Origin of the sequence: Streptoalloteichus hindustanus, from assembly GCF_900129375.1 — a bacterium.
Classification (GTDB): Bacteria; Actinomycetota; Actinomycetes; order Mycobacteriales; family Pseudonocardiaceae; genus Streptoalloteichus; species Streptoalloteichus hindustanus.
Window position 1 is genome coordinate 279,360 of the sequence record NZ_FQVN01000009.1, and the last position, 15,553, is coordinate 294,912.

Here is a 15,553-nt window from a genome sequence, read left to right on the forward strand (position 1 = left end):
TGATCACCCTCGGGAGGTTCGACCACTCCGTTCATTCGAACACCCGTTCGAACAACACCTAGTAAACCGAGCCGGACCGCGCCCGTCAACCCCCACTGAAGAGTGAACTCGGACGGGCTGACAGCGGCCGCTCGTCGACATCGGGCACGCCGGACACCGCCCTGCCCCGACAACCCCAATTGCCACCAAAAGCACAGGTCACAGCACCGCACTCGCCAGCGGAGCGCCTTCGGAGCCCGGCACGGCGCCGAAGGCGGCAGGGCGCGGCGACCAGCCATCTCAAGATCATTTCACCACGGCGGAGCGGCGCGTCCGACCAGGGCCCCGCACGCGGCCCCACAACGCCGGAGGGGGCTGTCCGCCGTGGCGGACAGCCCCCTCCGGAGCGAGACCGGTCGAACCGTCAGTGCGCGAAGTGCCGCGTCCCGGTGAGGTACAGGGCGACGCCGGCCTCCTCGGCCGCCGCGATCACCTCCGCGTCCCGCACCGACCCGCCCGGCTGCACCACGGCCCGCACCCCGGCGTCCAGCAGCACCCGCAGGCCGTCCGGGAACGGGAAGAACGCGTCCGAGGCCGCGACCGCGCCCCGGGCCCGGTCGCCCGCACGGGTCACCGCGAGCCGGGCGGCGTCCACCCGGTTCACCTGACCCATGCCGACGCCGACCGTCGCGCCGCCGTGCGCCAGCAGGATCGCGTTGGACTTCACCGCGCGGCAGGCCCGCCAGGCGAACCGCAGGTCGCCCAGGGTCTCCTCGTCCACCGGCGTGCCGCAGGCCAGCGTCCACTTCGCCGGGTCGTCGCCGGGGGCGTCGATGGCGTCGGCCGACTGCGCCAGCAGACCGCCCGAGACCGCGCGGGTCTCCAGCCCGCCGCGCGCCGGCGGCTCGGCCACCAGGATGCGCACGTTCTTCTTGCGCGACAGCACCTCCACGGCGCCGTCGGCGTAGGACGGGGCGACGATCACCTCGGTGAAGATGTCCGCCACCTGCTCGGCCATCTCGACGGTGACCTCGCGGTTGGCCGCGATCACACCGCCGTAGGCGCTCACCGGGTCGCACGCGTGCGCCCTCCGGTGCGCCTCGGCGACGGCCCCGTCACCGTCCACAGTGGAGATCGCGATGCCGCAGGGGTTGGCGTGCTTGATGATCGCCACACACGCGTCGTCGTGGTCGTGCGCCGCCCGCCAGGCCGCGTCGGTGTCGACGTAGTTGTTGTACGACATCTGCTTGCCGTGCAGCTGCCGGGCGCCGGCCAGCCCACCGCCGGAGCCCGAGACGTACAGCGCGGCCCTCTGGTGCGGGTTCTCGCCGTAGCGCAGCACCGCGGCCCGCTGGTAGGTCGCGCCCATCCAGCCCGGGAAGCCGGAGCCCTCGTCGTCCGGCGCCAGCTCCTGGCCGATCCACGAGGCCACCGCCACGTCGTAGGACGCGGTGTGCCGGAACGCGGCCGCGGCCAGCGCCTGCCGGTCGGCCAGCGTGAACCCGCCGTCCCGCACCCGCTCCAGCACCCAGTCGTACCGCGACGGGTCGACCACGACCGCCACGTTGGCGTGGTTCTTGGCCGCGGCGCGGACCATGGCCGGGCCGCCGATGTCGATCTGCTCGACGCACTCGTCCTGACCGGCGCCCGAGGCGACCGTCCTGGCGAACGGGTAGAGGTTGACCACCAGGAGGTCGAACGGCGCGATGTCGAGCCGCCGGATCTGCTCGACGTGCTCCTCGCGGCGGACGTCGGCCAGCAGCCCGGCGTGCACCCTCGGGTGCAGCGTCTTCACCCGGCCGTCCAGGCACTCCGGGAAGCCGGTCAGCTCCTCCACCGGCGTCACCGGCACGCCGGCGTCGGCGAGGGCACGCGCCGTGCCCCCGGTGGACACGATCTCCACGCCGGCGGCGTGCAACCCGGTGGCCAGCTCCAGCAGGCCCGACTTGTCCGACACGCCGACCAACGCGCGTCGCACGGGCCGCCTGCCCTCCACGGGGGACTGGGTCGCGGTCACGGGATCCTCACCTCTCGTCCGGTCACGGTGCAGCCCTCGCGGGCCAGCCGGGCGACGACATCCACCAGCATTCGTCGCTCCACGGTCTTGATCCGCTCGTGCAGGGCGGCCTCGGTCTCCCCCTGGCGCACCTCGACCGGCTCCTGGGCGACGATCGGCCCGGTGTCCACGCCGGCGTCGACCAGGTGCACCGTGCAGCCGGTGACCTTCACGCCGTAGGCGATGGCGTCCCGGACCGCGTGCGCGCCGGGGAAGGCGGGCAGCAACGCGGGGTGGGTGTTGACCACCCGGCCGCCGAAGCGCCCGAGGAAGCGGTGGCCGAGGATCTTCATGAAGCCGGCGGACACCACGAGGTCGGGCTCGTGGTCGGCGACGGTCCCGGTGAGCGCGGCGTCCCACGCGTCGCGGTCGGCGTGGTCGGCCAGCCGCACCGCGTGGGTGGGCAGGCCCAGGCGCTCGGCGCGGGCCAGGCCCTCGATGCCGGCGCGGTCGGCGACCACGGCCACGACCCGGGCCGGGTAGTCGGGGTCGGCGGCCGCGTCGAGCAGGGCCTGCAACAGGGTCCCCGAGCCGGAGACGAGGGCGACGACGCGGGCCGGGTGGGGAAGCCGCAGGCACGTGCCGGACTGCCGCTCGGCCTCGGACGGGACGGCCCCTCCGGACTGTCCCGGCTCTCCGGACGCGACCGACCCGGTCGTGGGCACAGGACGGGCAGGGCGTGCTGTGTGCTCGGACGCGGGGCCGGCGTCCACACTCGACGGGCTCAGCTCGGTCTCCTGCCTGGGCTGCTGGGTCGCGCGGGTGTCGGCGTCAGCGTAGGCGGTGCGTTGTCGATCTTGACGAAGAGGTCCGACCTCCCCGGACGGCACGCCGTTCTCCCCGCACCGGTTTCCCGGCGCGTGACCGAACCCGACTCACGACACGGGCGTCATGCTCTGCTTCGCGAGCGCGTGCGCGGGAACCATTCCCCGGTTCTCGTCGGCGTCCAGACCGTCGAGCGCCACCAACACCATTCCCCGCGGCGCATTCACCGCCACGACGCGTTTGCGGGTCCGCATCTCCATCGCCGGGTACTCCTGGGCGTAGGTGACCTCCGCGGCGGTCATCCCGCCCACGGTGAGTTCCCGGTACTGCTGCTCACTGAGGTTCTTCTCCCCGCCGAGGAACTTCTCCAACGCCTGTCGGGGAACGCCTCCCGGCTGGTCGGCGACCCACACCCGGAGGAATCCGAGGTGCCCGGCGCCCTTGGCGTCGATCTCGCATTTGAGGCCGAAGCCGCCCTTGCGCCCCAACTGGACCGCCGGCCCGGAAGCGTCGACCTGGACGGACTGGGCCTTCCAGGACTTCGCCAGGTCGAACGCCACCGGAAGCGCGCACGGCGTGTCGGAACCGCCGATCTTCCCGGCGCTCGGCTCCGGCCTGACGTCGTCGTGCCAGGGCGCGCCGGCCTGGGCGGGTTGCGCGTTTCCCGAGCTGGTCGCCGACGGCGAAGCCGTCGTGGAGCCAGAAGACGACGCCGGCGCGGAGGACGCCGCACCGCCACCCTGGCCGCCCGAACAGCCAGCCGACAACACACCAATGACCACAGTGGACAGCGCGAGAACAGTACGTGCGCGCATGAGAACCTCGTGCCCCCTCGAAAAGATCCGCGAGGACCGTAGCGCCGGAGAAGCCTTTCCCCCACCGCTTTCCCGGGCCGCGTTCGCCGCAGGCGCCCAACTGGCCCAACACGGGCCCACTCAGCCCGGGAAAACCACCCGGCCGTCACGCGCCACCTTCTCCGCGCGCCCCACTCCCCCGTGGACAGCCCCCACCCGCCCTGGGGGGCGAGCCCCGCTCCAGCCTACCGATCAACACCCGGCCGCCGCAGAGCAGAAACCCCAACCTGTGGACAACTCCGAGCCTGTGGACAACCAGTGGTCTGTTGCCCGCTCAAGGCACAGCAGAAGTACGGTTCTCGCTCGACTAAACCCCGCAAACCACCGTTCGGGGCCGGCACCTCACCCCACTACCGGCCCCACCGACCAAGATCCGAAATACAGATCAATTCGCGGGTGAACGTCTCTTGTCATCCGTGTCCCGAGCACTCCGCGCACCACGATCGGTGACCCGGTCATCCGACGGCACGTCCTCGGACTCCGAGACGCCCTCGGCGATCCTCTCGGGAGCGCCCGCCTCGTCCTGCCCGGCCCCGTCCTGCCCGGCCCCGGTCTCAACCGCTTCGTCCTCAGCCACCTCGTCCTCAATGGCTTCGTCCGCGCTGGCGTCGTCCTCCAGCTCGTCCCCGGCACCGTCCACCTCGGACCCGACCTCGGACCCGACCACGACCTCGACCTCGGCCTCGGCCTCGATCCCGCCCCCGGTCTCGGCATCCAACCCCGCGCCGGTCTCGTCATCGGCCTCGGCACCAGACCCGTCACGGGACTCGACATCCGCGTCGGCCACGCCGCTCGCAGGCGACACGGCCCGCGCCGGCCGAGGCCCGCCGAACCAGGCGACGACAGCCCCCGGGAACGAGATCCAGCAGAACGCGGCGACCGCCACCAGCCCGGCCGGCACGGTCACCGGGTCGAACGCCCCGCTGCCCAACCGGCCCCCGGCCAGCGCGGCCACCAGGAAGCTCGCCAGCCCGACCACGGCGGCGGCCACCGCCACCACCCGCAGTCGCGCCAGCGGGTTCGGGTCGCACCGGCGGCACACCCAGCCCACCAACACGCCGACGGCCAGCGGAGCCACGAACGCGAGCGCCCACCACCGCTCGGCCTCGGCGGCGGGCAACGCGGCCAACAGGGGCATCGGTGGCACCGCCCCCGGCAGCGTGCTCAGCGGCGACACGGCCATCTGACCGATGGCGAAGCCCGGGCCGACGAGGAAGGCCACCGCCGCGGTCACCGCGTTGGGGAGGTAGGACACCGACAGCAACCAGAGCCCGAACGCGCTCCCCGCGTCCGGCGCGACCTCGGCGAACAGCTCGTGCGCCGTGCCGGCCGACAGCAGCAGCCCGAGTGTGGTCAGTGCCGCGCCCGCGGTGAACAGGGCGATCAGCCCGAGCGCCCCCGCCCGCAGTCCGCGCACGGCGGCGGGATCGGCTCGACGACGCAGCCGCGCGCGGGCGCCGGCCCGGCGGAGGATGCCCACCGCCGCCCCCACCCCGGCGACCAGACCGCAGCCGAAGAACGCCGTCGCGGCCTCCGCCGTCACCGGGCCGGCCGCGAGCCCGGCCAGCACCGCGCCGAAGACCCCGTGCGCGCCGCCGACCGCGCTGACGATGATCGCCGCCTGCTCCCAGGTCCGGGGCCGGACCCGCTCCGTCGCCAGCCCCGCGGCCCGGAGCGCGAGCAGCACGACGAGCAGCGTGGGCAGCAGCGGCAGCGCCCCGAACGGCACCCCCCGCACAACCAGGGGCACCTGGTGCGCGGCCAGCCACATCGGCGCGGCGCCCCGCAACACGGCCTCGCTCGAGAAATCCGCGCCGGGCGTGGCGGACAGCACGACGGCGACGACCGTGGCCGCCGCCGTGAAACCGGTGAACAACGGCCAGACCGCCGCGGCGGCCATGGCCCGCGCCCACTCGACGCGGGTCGCGCCCACGGGTTCGGCGACCCCGTGCGGAACGGGCTGGATCGCGGTCACGTCATCCACCATCGCACCGGGGTTGAGCCATCCGAGTGAGGCACGCCGAAACGGGGTCCAGCGGACGGTGACCGCGAAACGGCAGTGGGCCCGTCACCCCTCCCGGGGGTGACGGGCCCACTGGCGAGAACGAGATCAGTGGCCGGGAGCGCCGAAGCCACCGGGCGGGGTGCCGGGCTGGAACTGCTGGGTGCCCTGCGGGCCCGCCGGGCCCGCGCCGAACTGGCCGGGGTCCTGGCCGGGCTGACCCGGCTGCCCGAAGTGCCCCGGCTGGCCGGGCTGCTGCGGCTGGCCGTACTGCCCGGGCTGACCCGGCTGCGCGGGCTGGCCCGGCTGACCGAACTGCCCCGGCTGCTGCGGCTGGCCGAACTGGCCGGGCTGGCCGTACGGTCCCGGCTGACCCGGCTGACCGAACTGACCGGGCTGCTGCGGGAAGCCACCGCTCTGCGGGTTCCACCCGCCCGGCTGGCCGAACTGCGGCTTGGGCTCCGGCTGCTTGAGGATGCCGACGTCGAACAGGAACGCGGCCACGGCCGCGATCGCCTGCAGCCAGCCGAAGATCAGGATCAGGATGGTGCCGGTGCCGAGGTCCACGGACGTCGCCAGCGCGCCGAAGGTCAGCGCCAGGATCATCGGCACCGTGATGGCCGCCGGCAGGATGCCCGGCTTGTGGTCTCCCGGCACGACCACGGACGCCGCCACGACGCCGGCGATGCAGAACAGCGCCGGAATCGCCAGGGGCGTCAACGCCCCGTAGAAGGACTCGGGGCGGAAGTCCAGCATCTTGGCGAAGCCGAGGAACAGGATCAGCAGGCCCAGGCCGGCGGTGGCGAGGTGCAGGATCTTGGCCAACCCGAAGCCGGAACCCGGCTGGGACGGGGCCGCACCCGGGGCACCGGTGGGGAAGGTCATCGTGAGCTCTCCCTGGGAGTCAGCAGTGTCGGCAGGTCTGGTCGACGCCCTCACGTGGCTAGGCGAACGCTAACCGATCACCCGTACTGGGACGCAGGGCGGCTCGCCCAAGTTCCCCCGCCACGCCGACCGAATCGCCCATGTGACGGGGCCGGGCCCCCGAATGGCGGCCCGGCCCCGTCCGACTGTCGCAGCGCTGGTCAGCCCAGCGACTTCATGATCTCGCGCATGAGCTCCGCGGTCTCGCTCGGCGTCTTGCCGACCCGGACCCCGGCGGCCTCCAGGGCCTCCTTCTTGGCCTGCGCGGTGCCGGCCGAGCCGGACACGATCGCGCCGGCGTGGCCCATGGTCTTGCCCTCGGGCGCGGTGAAGCCGGCCACGTAGCCCACCACCGGCTTGGTGATGTGCTCCTTGACGTAGGCCGCGGCCCGCTCCTCGGCGTCGCCGCCGATCTCGCCGATCATGACGATGGCGGCGGTCTCCGGGTCGTCCTGGAACGCCTGCAGGGCGTCGATGTGGGTGGTGCCGATGATCGGGTCACCGCCGATGCCCACGCAGGTGGAGAAGCCGAAGTCCCGCAGCTCGTACATCATCTGGTAGGTCAGGGTGCCGGACTTCGACACCAGACCGATCTTGCCGGGGCCGGTGATGTCGGCCGGGATGATGCCCGCGTTGGACTTGCCGGGCGAGATGACGCCCGGGCAGTTCGGGCCGATGATGCGGGTCTTGTTGCCGGTCGCCTGGGCGTGCGCCCAGAACGCGGCGGTGTCGTGCACCGGGACGCCCTCGGTGATCACGACGGCCAGGCCGATGCCGGCGTCGATGGCCTCGATGACCGCGTCCTTGGTGAACTTCGGCGGAACGAAGATCACGGTGACGTCGGCGCCGGTCTTCTCCATGGCCTCGGCCACGGTGGCGAACACCGGCAGCTCGGTGCCGTCGAAGTCGACGGTGGTGCCCGCCTTGCGCGGGTTCACGCCGCCCACGATGGTCGTGCCGGCCTTGAGCATGCGCCGCGTGTGCTTGCTGCCCTCGGAGCCGGTCATGCCCTGGACGATGACCTTGCTGTTCTCAGTCAGGAAAATGGCCACAGCAGATCGCTCCTCAGTTCGCCGCGGCGAGCTCGGCGGCCTTGCGGGCCGCGCCGTCCATCGTGTCCACCAGGGTCACCAGCGGGTGGTTGGCCTCGGCCAGGATCCGCCGACCCTCGTCGACGTTGTTGCCGTCCAGGCGGACGACCAGCGGCTTGGTGGCGTCGTCGCCCAGGATCTCCAGCGCCTGCACGATGCCCTTGGCGACCTGGTCGCACGCGGTGATGCCGCCGAAGACGTTGACGAACACCGAGCGCACGTCCGCGTCGTTCAGGATGATGTGCAGGCCGTTGGCCATGACCTCGGCCGACGCGCCGCCGCCGATGTCGAGGAAGTTGGCCGGCTTGACGCCGCCGAACTCCTCGCCGGCGTAGGCCACCACGTCCAGCGTGGACATGACGAGGCCGGCGCCGTTGCCGATGATGCCGACCTGGCCCTCGAGCTTGACGTAGTTGAGGCCCTTGGCCTTGGCCTCGGCCTCCAGCGGGTTCTCCGCGGCGACGTCCACCAGCTCGGCGTGGTCGGCGTGCCGGAACGAGGCGTTGTCGTCCAGCGTGACCTTGCCGTCCAGGGCGAGGATCTTGCCCTGCGGGTCGCGCACCAGCGGGTTGACCTCGACCAGGGTCGCGTCCTCGCGGACGAAGGTCTCCCACAGCTTCACGATCACGTCGGCCACCTGCTCGGCGACCTCGGCCGGGAACTTCGCGGCGGCGACGATCTCACGCGCCTTGGCGAGGTCCACGCCGGCGATCGGGTCGATGGCGACCTTGGCCAGCGCCTCGGGCTTGGTGGCCGCCACCTCCTCGATGTCCATGCCGCCCTCGACCGAGGCCATGGCCAGGAAGTTCCGGTTGGCGCGGTCGAGCAGGAAGGAGAAGTAGTACTCCTCCGCGATGTCGGACGCCGGGGTGATCAGCACCTTGTGGACGGTGTGACCCTTGATGTCCAGGCCGAGGATGTCCTCGGCCCTGGCGCGGGTCTCGTCCGGGGTCTTGGCCAGCTTCACGCCGCCGGCCTTGCCGCGGCCCCCGGTCTTCACCTGGGCCTTGACCACGACCGTGGTGCCGAGTTCCTCGGCAGCGGCACGGGCCTCGTCGGCGGTGGTGGCCACGGTGCCCGGCAGCACCGGGACGCCGTAGCGGGCGAAGAGGTCCTTCGCCTGGTACTCGTACAGGTCCACTCGAGTCTCCTGCGACGTCGGTGTCGGACTCGGCCGTGTCCGGGGGTCTTGTCCGGCGGGCTCCCGTCGCCGCGCGTGCCGGCAGTCCGGAACTGCCACGCACGTCGGCCGGCTGGAAGAACCCGGCGCGCCGGGTGGCGCCTGGCGGCGCGGCGGTCCGCGCGGGGTGCACCCGCGGCGGTCCACCGCCGGGCCAGGCGGCCACCTGACGCGCCGGATGCACCCTGGCGGAGGCCCGCCGGATGCGGCCAGCGCAGACCCTATCGACCTGTGTGGACGGTAGGGCCTTCATGCCCGGTGAGGTCTGTCACCGTGAGCGATGACACCTGGCGCGGGCCCCTCCGCACGGTACCGCCGGGGCACCGGGCCCGCCGGGTGTTTCCCCTGGTCGGACCGGTCGCGTGACACTCAGTGCTCGCTGCGGAGCCCGTGCTGGCGGGAGCCGCGGAGCCCACCGGTCTCCGCCCGTGGCTGACCGCCCCCGGGTCCGGTCTCAGGCATGCGTCGGCGCGCTTTCGCGTCCCGCTCGGAGGACGCGGCCGGAAGAGCCGAACCGGGTCACGTCGGAATCACCGGAACCGTCCGGATCCGAACGCCCGGCACGACGAGCCGCCGCCGCGACCGGTGGCAGAGACCCGCTGTGGCCCAGCCGATGACGAGGCCTTCGGCCCGAGCACCGGCGGGCTGAGTCCGCCCGGACGCCAGAGGGCTGACATCGCCTCAAGCGCCGGCGGGCTGGAACTGCCTCAAGCGCCGGCGGGCTGGCCGACGTGGGTGCGCACCCAGTCCACGATCTCGTGCGTCGGCGCGCCCGGCGTGAAGACCTTGGCCACGCCCAGGCTCGCCAGCTTCGGGATGTCGTCGTCCGGGATGATCCCGCCGCCGAACACCACGACGTCCTCCGCGCCCTTCTCCGCCAGCAGCTCGACCACCCTGGCGAACAACGTCATGTGCGCGCCGGAGAGCACCGACAGGCCGACCGCGTCCGCGTCCTCCTGCAGGGCGGTCTCCACCACCTGCTCCGGGGTCTGGTGCAGCCCGGTGTAGATGACCTCCATACCGGCGTCCCGCAACGCCCTGGCCACCACCTTGGCGCCCCGGTCGTGGCCGTCCAGCCCCGGCTTGGCCACGACGACACGGATCCGACCGCTCATGGCAACCCTCCCACGGCTCGACCCACGCCCAGGTCCCCGCACCGATGGACCAGCGAGCAGGTCACGCCAACGCCCATTCCGTCCCACAATGGTGCCCGGCCGCGGTGACCGGGTGAGTCGCGCGGAGCCGCGCGCGCCGCCCGCCGTGCGAACGATCGCTAACCACCCCGCGAGGCGGAGACTAACGCGTCACACCGCGTCGCGGGGAGCGTCGTGCGCCACTCCTCGCCGAGACCGCGCCCGTCAGGAGCAACACGAGGCACGCCACCGCGCACCAGAAGCCGAGACCGGGGCCGGCGTCGCCGACCCGCCCCGCGCCGAGCGGGTACTCCAGCAGGCGCACGCCGACCAGGCCGGCCGCGCCCAGCAGCAGGGCCGCCGACCGGAGGGGTCGGCTCCTGACCGCGACGGCCGAGGCGACGAGCACCGCGAGCATGCCGGCCAGCAGGCCCCAGGACGCGGTGCGGAACTGCGTCCACACCCCGGGAGCCGCGTAGGCGGGGGCGTCGGTCAGCGGGAGGCCGAAGGCGCCGAGGGCGGCCACGGCGGCCAATCCGCCGACGACCACCAGCGGCCGGTGGACGGTCAGCGCGGTGAGGTCGACCTCGTCCCGCTCCACGCCTCCGGCGAGCGCGGCGCAGCAGCCCGAGGCCAGGGCGAGCAGGGCGGCCAGCCCCGCCGTCCACGCCCCGGCGCCCGCCCGCACGCCCGGCAGGTCGGTCGCGGTCAGCACGCCGCCCAGCACCGAGACGGCCGTCATCGGGACCGCCACCCAGGCGACGGCCAGCGCCGGGCGCGTCGTCGCCGCCGCGGACCGGGCCAGCAACGCCGCGCCGAGGGCGGCGACCAGCGCTCCGGCCGGCGCCAGCGGGCGCGCGGCGTCGTTGGCCGGTTCCGGAAGGCCACCGGGCAACGAGAGCTGCGGGAGCAGCGGGCTCACCAACGCCACGAGCCCGGCGGCCAGCCCGAGGCCGCCGGCGATCACGTGCAGCCGCGCGGCGGCCGGGAGCGCCAGCTCGGTGGCGGGTGCCCGCCGGCCGTCCGCCCCGCCGCGTCCGGCGGCGCCGGCCACCGCGACGAGTGACGCCGACGCCAGGAGCGCGAGCACCGGGCCGGCCCGGAGGTGCACCGCCGGCATGGCGAGCGCGGCGAGCAGGGGCGGCGCGGCGACGGCGCCGACCCCGAGGGCCACCCCCACCAGACCGCCCTGGGCGGCGTCGGGCTCACCGGCCCCCGCCGCCAGGGCCGTGGTGAGCGGGACCGCGAGCACGACGAGCAGACCGCCGAGCAGCGCCCAGACCGGGGCGTCGACGACGGCCTGCGGCCACAGGAAGGCGTTGTCCGAGGCGAACGGGCTGGTGGCGAGCCCGAGGGCGGCGGCGGCGGCGGCGCAGAGGGCGAGCGTGAGCAGGCCGTGGCGGCGGCCGGCGCCCTCGGCGCGCGACCCGACCGAGCGGGCGGCGAGCCGGAACGCGAGCAGGCCGGCCACGCCGACCGCGACGTCGCCGGCGAGCAGCAGGAACCACCCCGCGCCGACGCCCGGCGGCACGAGGCTCGTCGGCACGAACAGCTCCGGGCGCGCCGTCCTCGTGGCGTCCACCGCGATCTGCGCGTCGACGAGGAGTCGGCCGGGCACGAGCACCGCGTTCGCCGCGAGCACGCCCGCCGCGACCAGGGGGCGCCTCCTGGCGGCGAGCCACGCGGCGACCACCGGCGGGAGCAGGTGGAGCACGGCCAACCACGGCCAGGAGAGAAAGCCGGGGGAGAGGCCCGCGACGACGCCGACGACCGGAGCGAGGGCGGACAGCACGGCGCCGAGCGCCGCGACCGCGATGACGGGCCGGAGGGCGACGAGCGACTCCTCGTCCACCGGCACGTCCCGGATGTCGTGGTGCCCGGACGCCGGTCGCGCGGGGACTCCCGAGTGCCGGCGTCCGTCCCGCTGACGGCGGGTCTGCGGTCTGGGGATTCCCCGCGCGGGACCGGGAATCCGACGCTCGCCGGGGGCGGGGCCCGGGGAACTGCCCTGGTTGCTGCGCCGCGAGGTCATCGGGGCGACGCTAGCAAGCACGCCGGGGCCCGGCCGAGCGGACTGGTGATCTTGCTCGCTCCCGCTGGTCCGGGGCTCGCCGCCCCGCTCCGGGTCGGTTCGGCGGCCCGCGGAGACGGCGTCACGGACGCGGGGACGTCGATCGCGCGGGCGTTCTGGGCGGTCCGACGCACCGGCTCGACCGCCGACCGGCCGCCTACTAGTAACCCGATCGGGTGGGAATCACCTGGCGGGACGGTGGGCATCTCCCCCGTGGAAACCCCCGGTGGCCCGAGCACCGGGAGCGCCCCGATGTCGACACAGTCCGGCAACTCCCCCGACCAGGTGTAGCGCAGGTCACTTATCTTCATTCGAGTGGGGAAGATCGTGCGAACGACCGGCGAGTCCGCGTTAGCCGACCACGCGACGCGGGGTAGTCGGCTGCTCACCTACCTGGTTGACGCCGCGACGCGGCACGCGGGCGACGCCGCGCGCACCCTCACCCGGCCGAGCACCCTCCGAGGACTGACGGTCGAGGCCGCCTGGCTGGCCGCCCGGGCACTCCTCTACCCCTGGGGAGCCCGGGAGGCCGCGCTCGAACCCGGGGAGCACCTGCGGCACTACCGCACCGACGACCTCCCGCCCTGGCGACGCGGCCAGTTCGTCACCGCGCTCGCCGCGGGAGCGGAGCCGGCGCGTCCCGTCGTCCTGGTGCACGGCATCGTGGACAACCGGTCCGCCTTCACCGTGCTCGCCCCCGCGCTGCGCCGTCGCGGGTTCGCCGTCGTCCACGCCGTCAACTACGGCGTCCTCACCGCGGTCAACGGCGACGTCCGCCAGGCCGCCCGCGCGCTCGGCGAGCAGGTCGACCAGGTCAGGCTGGCCACCGGCAGCGACCGGGTCGACGTCGTGGGGCACTCGCTCGGGGGCCTCATCGCGCGGTACTACGTCCAGCGGCTCGACGGCGACCGCCACGTCGACACCCTCGTCACCCTGGGCGCACCGCACGCGGGCACGCTGACCGCACACCTCCTGCCCACGCGCCTGGCCCGCCAGCTGCGCCCCGGCTCCCCGTTGCTCGCCGAGCTGGCCGAGCCCGCGCCGGGCTGCCGAACACGCTTCGTGGCCGTCTGGAGCGATCTGGACCAGGTGGTCCTGCCCAGGGAGAGCGCGCGGCTGACCCACCCGGATCTGACGGTGGAGGTCCACCGGGTGTGTGATGTCGGGCACCTGTCCCTGCCCATGGCAGCACGGGCCGTGGCCGTTGTCGTGACCGCCCTCACTCGATCGGCCGAATCCCCACGGGATGGCCAGCCGGCAGGCACGTGCATGGACCTGTGATCAACCAATTACTTTCCGTCAGCACCGGCCCATGACGTGGTGAGATCGCCGCCCGTTCGGCAGATGCCGTCCGGAGGGGTTTGCCCTCCAGGGTTGACCTTGGTTACTGTCCCCCGGTCCGTTGTCACAGTCTGGTCACAACGTGGACATGGAGTTGGTTACCCCGACCAACGCCCCGGGATCCCCCGCCCGGCCGTCCCGACCGGACTCCCCGAAGACGGAAGGGCAGGCCTTGGCTCGACACCGCTCCCCCGGCGGCGAAGGACCTACCCCGGCTCTCGATGAGGCGCTGCGCGAGACGGCGCCCCGAACCCGGGGCGCACACCGCCTCCCCCCGCCGCCGTCCGCGCTGCGTGGGCGCGTCGCGATCGCCGCGGTCGCGGCCGGCGCGTTCGTCGCGGCCGGCCAGACCCTCGACGCCTCGGCGAACACCGCCACCGACGGTGTGACGCCGCTGGCGAACGGCAGGGACGCCGCCGCCGCGATGGGCATGGGCGGCTCGGCCCCCGCGCCCGAGGTGCTCCCGGTCGCCAAGACCGGCGACCCCTCCGTGGAGGTGCAGAAGCTCGGCAAGAGCGGACGCATCCAGGCGGAGCGGGCGGCCCGCGAGGCCGAGGCCCGCAAGCCGCTGTTCGTCAAGCCCGCCGAGGGCACGTTCACCTCCGGTTACGGCGGTCGGTGGGGCACCTTCCACTGGGGTGTCGACATCGCCAACCGCGTCGGCACGCCGATCTATTCCGTCGCCGAGGGCGTGGTCATCAGCTCCGGCCCGGCCAGCGGTTTCGGCCTGTGGGTCCGGGTGCAGCACACCGACGGCACGATCACCGTCTACGGCCACGTGGACCGCACCCTGGTCCGCGAGGGGCAGAAGGTGGCCGCCGGGCAGCAGATCGCCACGATGGGCAACCGGGGCTTCTCCACCGGCCCGCACCTGCACTTCGAGGTGTGGAACGCCGGCAACCAGAAGATCAACCCCGTTCCCTGGCTCGCCGAGCGCGGCATCGCCCTCGGCTGAGGCGCCCTTCGCACCCAACTCCCCGCAACCCCCCGCACCGTTCTCCCCGCACCGTTCTCCCCGTACCGGCCCCGCGCCGGCGCGCTCACCCGAACCCGTTCCCCGCGTCGCCGCCGCCCCAAACACGGCTGTCCCCGGGAACGTCCGAACGCGCCCCGAAACACCCCGTTCGGCCCAGCACCGGCAGGCGGGGCAGTGTTCGTCGGCGTTCGTCAAAGTTCGTCAGCGCGGTTCGTCAGGTAGGGCTCGCCAGCGCGTGGGTTCGGTCCGGGTAGGGCCCAGGCGTGCCGCACCGTTCCCCCTGGGCACAGCGCGCCTGGGCCACCCGCTCCCGAACGGCACGGCCGTCCGGTCGTCGTCCTCGCCGTCGTTCGTCCCCCGCCACCTCGCTCTCGCCCGTCGCCCCCGGTCAACCTCGAACTGGTCAGCGGATGCGCTCCCCGGGCCTCACCCCCAGCGACGCCCGAGGCGGTGGCGTCCGCCTCGGGTGATCAAACCGGGCACCCCTGACAAAATCTGCCGCGCGGCCACGAGGCGTGTCCGACCACCACCTACACGGGGACTAGCGCCGCAAACATCACCCTCAGCGGTGAACTCCAGCGCCACTTCCTTCAGCACTGCGTGGTTGCCGCGCCCTTGCCACTTCCCTCGGTAGGGGGAACTTGTCCCCCCGTGGCGTAGTGCGGGCGGGACGCACTACCGCAACCACAGTCGCTACGTCTAGCGTCCGACCCGCTACTTCTGGTCACCACCAGCGGTCGGCCGCCGCTGGCGGCCCGACGTGCGAGGCAGTGAGGAGAATCAGGTTGGGCGCTCTGGCGACCGGCGGCTTGGTCCTGCTACTCGTGGGATTCCTTCTGGTCATCGCGGCGGGGCCGCAGCCGGCCCCCGCGCCCACCCGGCGAGGCGCGCACCGCGCCAGCCGGCGGCGGCCGGCCAAGTCCGTCGTCTACTGGCGGTTGCAGTGGGCCGTCTCCCGAACGGGGTACTCCCGGGGGCGATGGACGCCGTGAGCCGGGTCGACGACAGCTGATCGCCGGGGCCTGGTCGGTGCGGGTGCTGCTCGTGCCCGGCGCGCCCCGGCGCCCTCCCACCGGGCCGGCGACACGGCCCCCGCCCCGTTCCTCCGGGCAGGGCGGCCCGGCACGGCGTCCGGCCGGTCTCCGTGGGTGGGACGCCGGCCGCCGGCCCTCGGGGTCCGC

The 15,553-nt window shown here is 73.8% G+C and carries 11 protein-coding genes; 2 read left to right on the top strand and 9 right to left on the bottom strand.

Annotated elements, in window-relative coordinates; all coding sequences use genetic code 11:
• Positions 1–403: 403 nt before the first annotated feature.
• From purH to BUE43_RS25955, 9 genes are all read right to left on the bottom strand, one after another.
• The gene (purH, locus tag BUE43_RS25915) at positions 404–1,996 is read right to left on the bottom strand and encodes a bifunctional phosphoribosylaminoimidazolecarboxamide formyltransferase/IMP cyclohydrolase (protein WP_073488015.1); all 1,593 of its coding nucleotides are present in this window, start codon (positions 1,994–1,996) and stop codon (positions 404–406) included.
• A complete protein-coding gene (gene purN, locus BUE43_RS25920; protein ID WP_073488157.1) occupies positions 1,993–2,610 on the bottom strand; it encodes a phosphoribosylglycinamide formyltransferase in 618 nt (205 codons plus the stop codon). Before purN ends, purH begins: the two co-directional genes overlap by 4 nt.
• Before the next feature lie 300 nt (positions 2,611–2,910).
• Positions 2,911–3,615, bottom strand: coding sequence for a lipoprotein (locus tag BUE43_RS33690; protein ID WP_143174380.1), 705 nt, complete (start codon positions 3,613–3,615; stop codon positions 2,911–2,913).
• A 424-nt stretch (positions 3,616–4,039) separates the two neighbouring features.
• On the bottom strand, positions 4,040–5,629 hold the full coding sequence (locus tag BUE43_RS25930) for a cell division protein PerM (protein WP_073488018.1): 1,590 nt from the start codon (positions 5,627–5,629) through the stop codon (positions 4,040–4,042).
• A 135-nt stretch (positions 5,630–5,764) separates the two neighbouring features.
• Positions 5,765–6,541, bottom strand: coding sequence for a DUF5336 domain-containing protein (locus tag BUE43_RS25935; protein WP_073488021.1), 777 nt, complete (start codon positions 6,539–6,541; stop codon positions 5,765–5,767).
• Between the two features lie 200 nt (positions 6,542–6,741).
• A complete protein-coding gene (sucD, locus tag BUE43_RS25940) occupies positions 6,742–7,632 on the bottom strand; it encodes a succinate--CoA ligase subunit alpha (protein WP_073488024.1) in 891 nt (296 codons plus the stop codon).
• Between the two features lie 13 nt (positions 7,633–7,645).
• Positions 7,646–8,812, bottom strand: coding sequence for an ADP-forming succinate--CoA ligase subunit beta (gene sucC, locus BUE43_RS25945; protein WP_073488027.1), 1,167 nt, complete (start codon positions 8,810–8,812; stop codon positions 7,646–7,648).
• A gap of 746 nt (positions 8,813–9,558) precedes the next feature.
• Positions 9,559–9,966, bottom strand: a complete 408-nt coding sequence (locus BUE43_RS25950) for a coenzyme B12-dependent isobutyryl CoA mutase small subunit (RefSeq protein ID WP_073488029.1) — start codon at positions 9,964–9,966, stop codon at positions 9,559–9,561.
• A 181-nt stretch (positions 9,967–10,147) separates the two neighbouring features.
• Positions 10,148–12,016, bottom strand: a complete 1,869-nt coding sequence (locus BUE43_RS25955; protein ID WP_143174381.1) for a hypothetical protein — start codon at positions 12,014–12,016, stop codon at positions 10,148–10,150.
• Between the two features lie 354 nt (positions 12,017–12,370).
• Between BUE43_RS25955 and BUE43_RS25960 the strand changes: the two genes are divergently transcribed.
• Complete coding sequence (locus BUE43_RS25960; RefSeq protein ID WP_234995921.1) at positions 12,371–13,336, top strand: esterase/lipase family protein; 966 nt, start codon at positions 12,371–12,373, stop codon at positions 13,334–13,336.
• Positions 13,337–13,568: 232 nt separating this feature from the next.
• Complete coding sequence (locus BUE43_RS25965) at positions 13,569–14,351, top strand: M23 family metallopeptidase (RefSeq protein WP_234995922.1); 783 nt, start codon at positions 13,569–13,571, stop codon at positions 14,349–14,351.
• Positions 14,352–15,553: the final 1,202 nt, after the last annotated feature.

Excerpts from the sequence above, each read along its gene's own strand:
- BUE43_RS25955 (WP_143174381.1), bottom strand. The coding sequence starts at position 12,016 with ATGACCTCGCGGCGCAGCAACCAGGGCAGTTCCCCGGGCCCCGCCCCC.
- BUE43_RS25950 (WP_073488029.1), bottom strand. The coding sequence starts at position 9,966 with ATGAGCGGTCGGATCCGTGTCGTCGTGGCCAAGCCGGGGCTGGACGGC.
- BUE43_RS33690 (WP_143174380.1), bottom strand. The coding sequence starts at position 3,615 with ATGCGCGCACGTACTGTTCTCGCGCTGTCCACTGTGGTCATTGGTGTG.
- BUE43_RS25935 (WP_073488021.1), bottom strand. The coding sequence starts at position 6,541 with ATGACCTTCCCCACCGGTGCCCCGGGTGCGGCCCCGTCCCAGCCGGGT.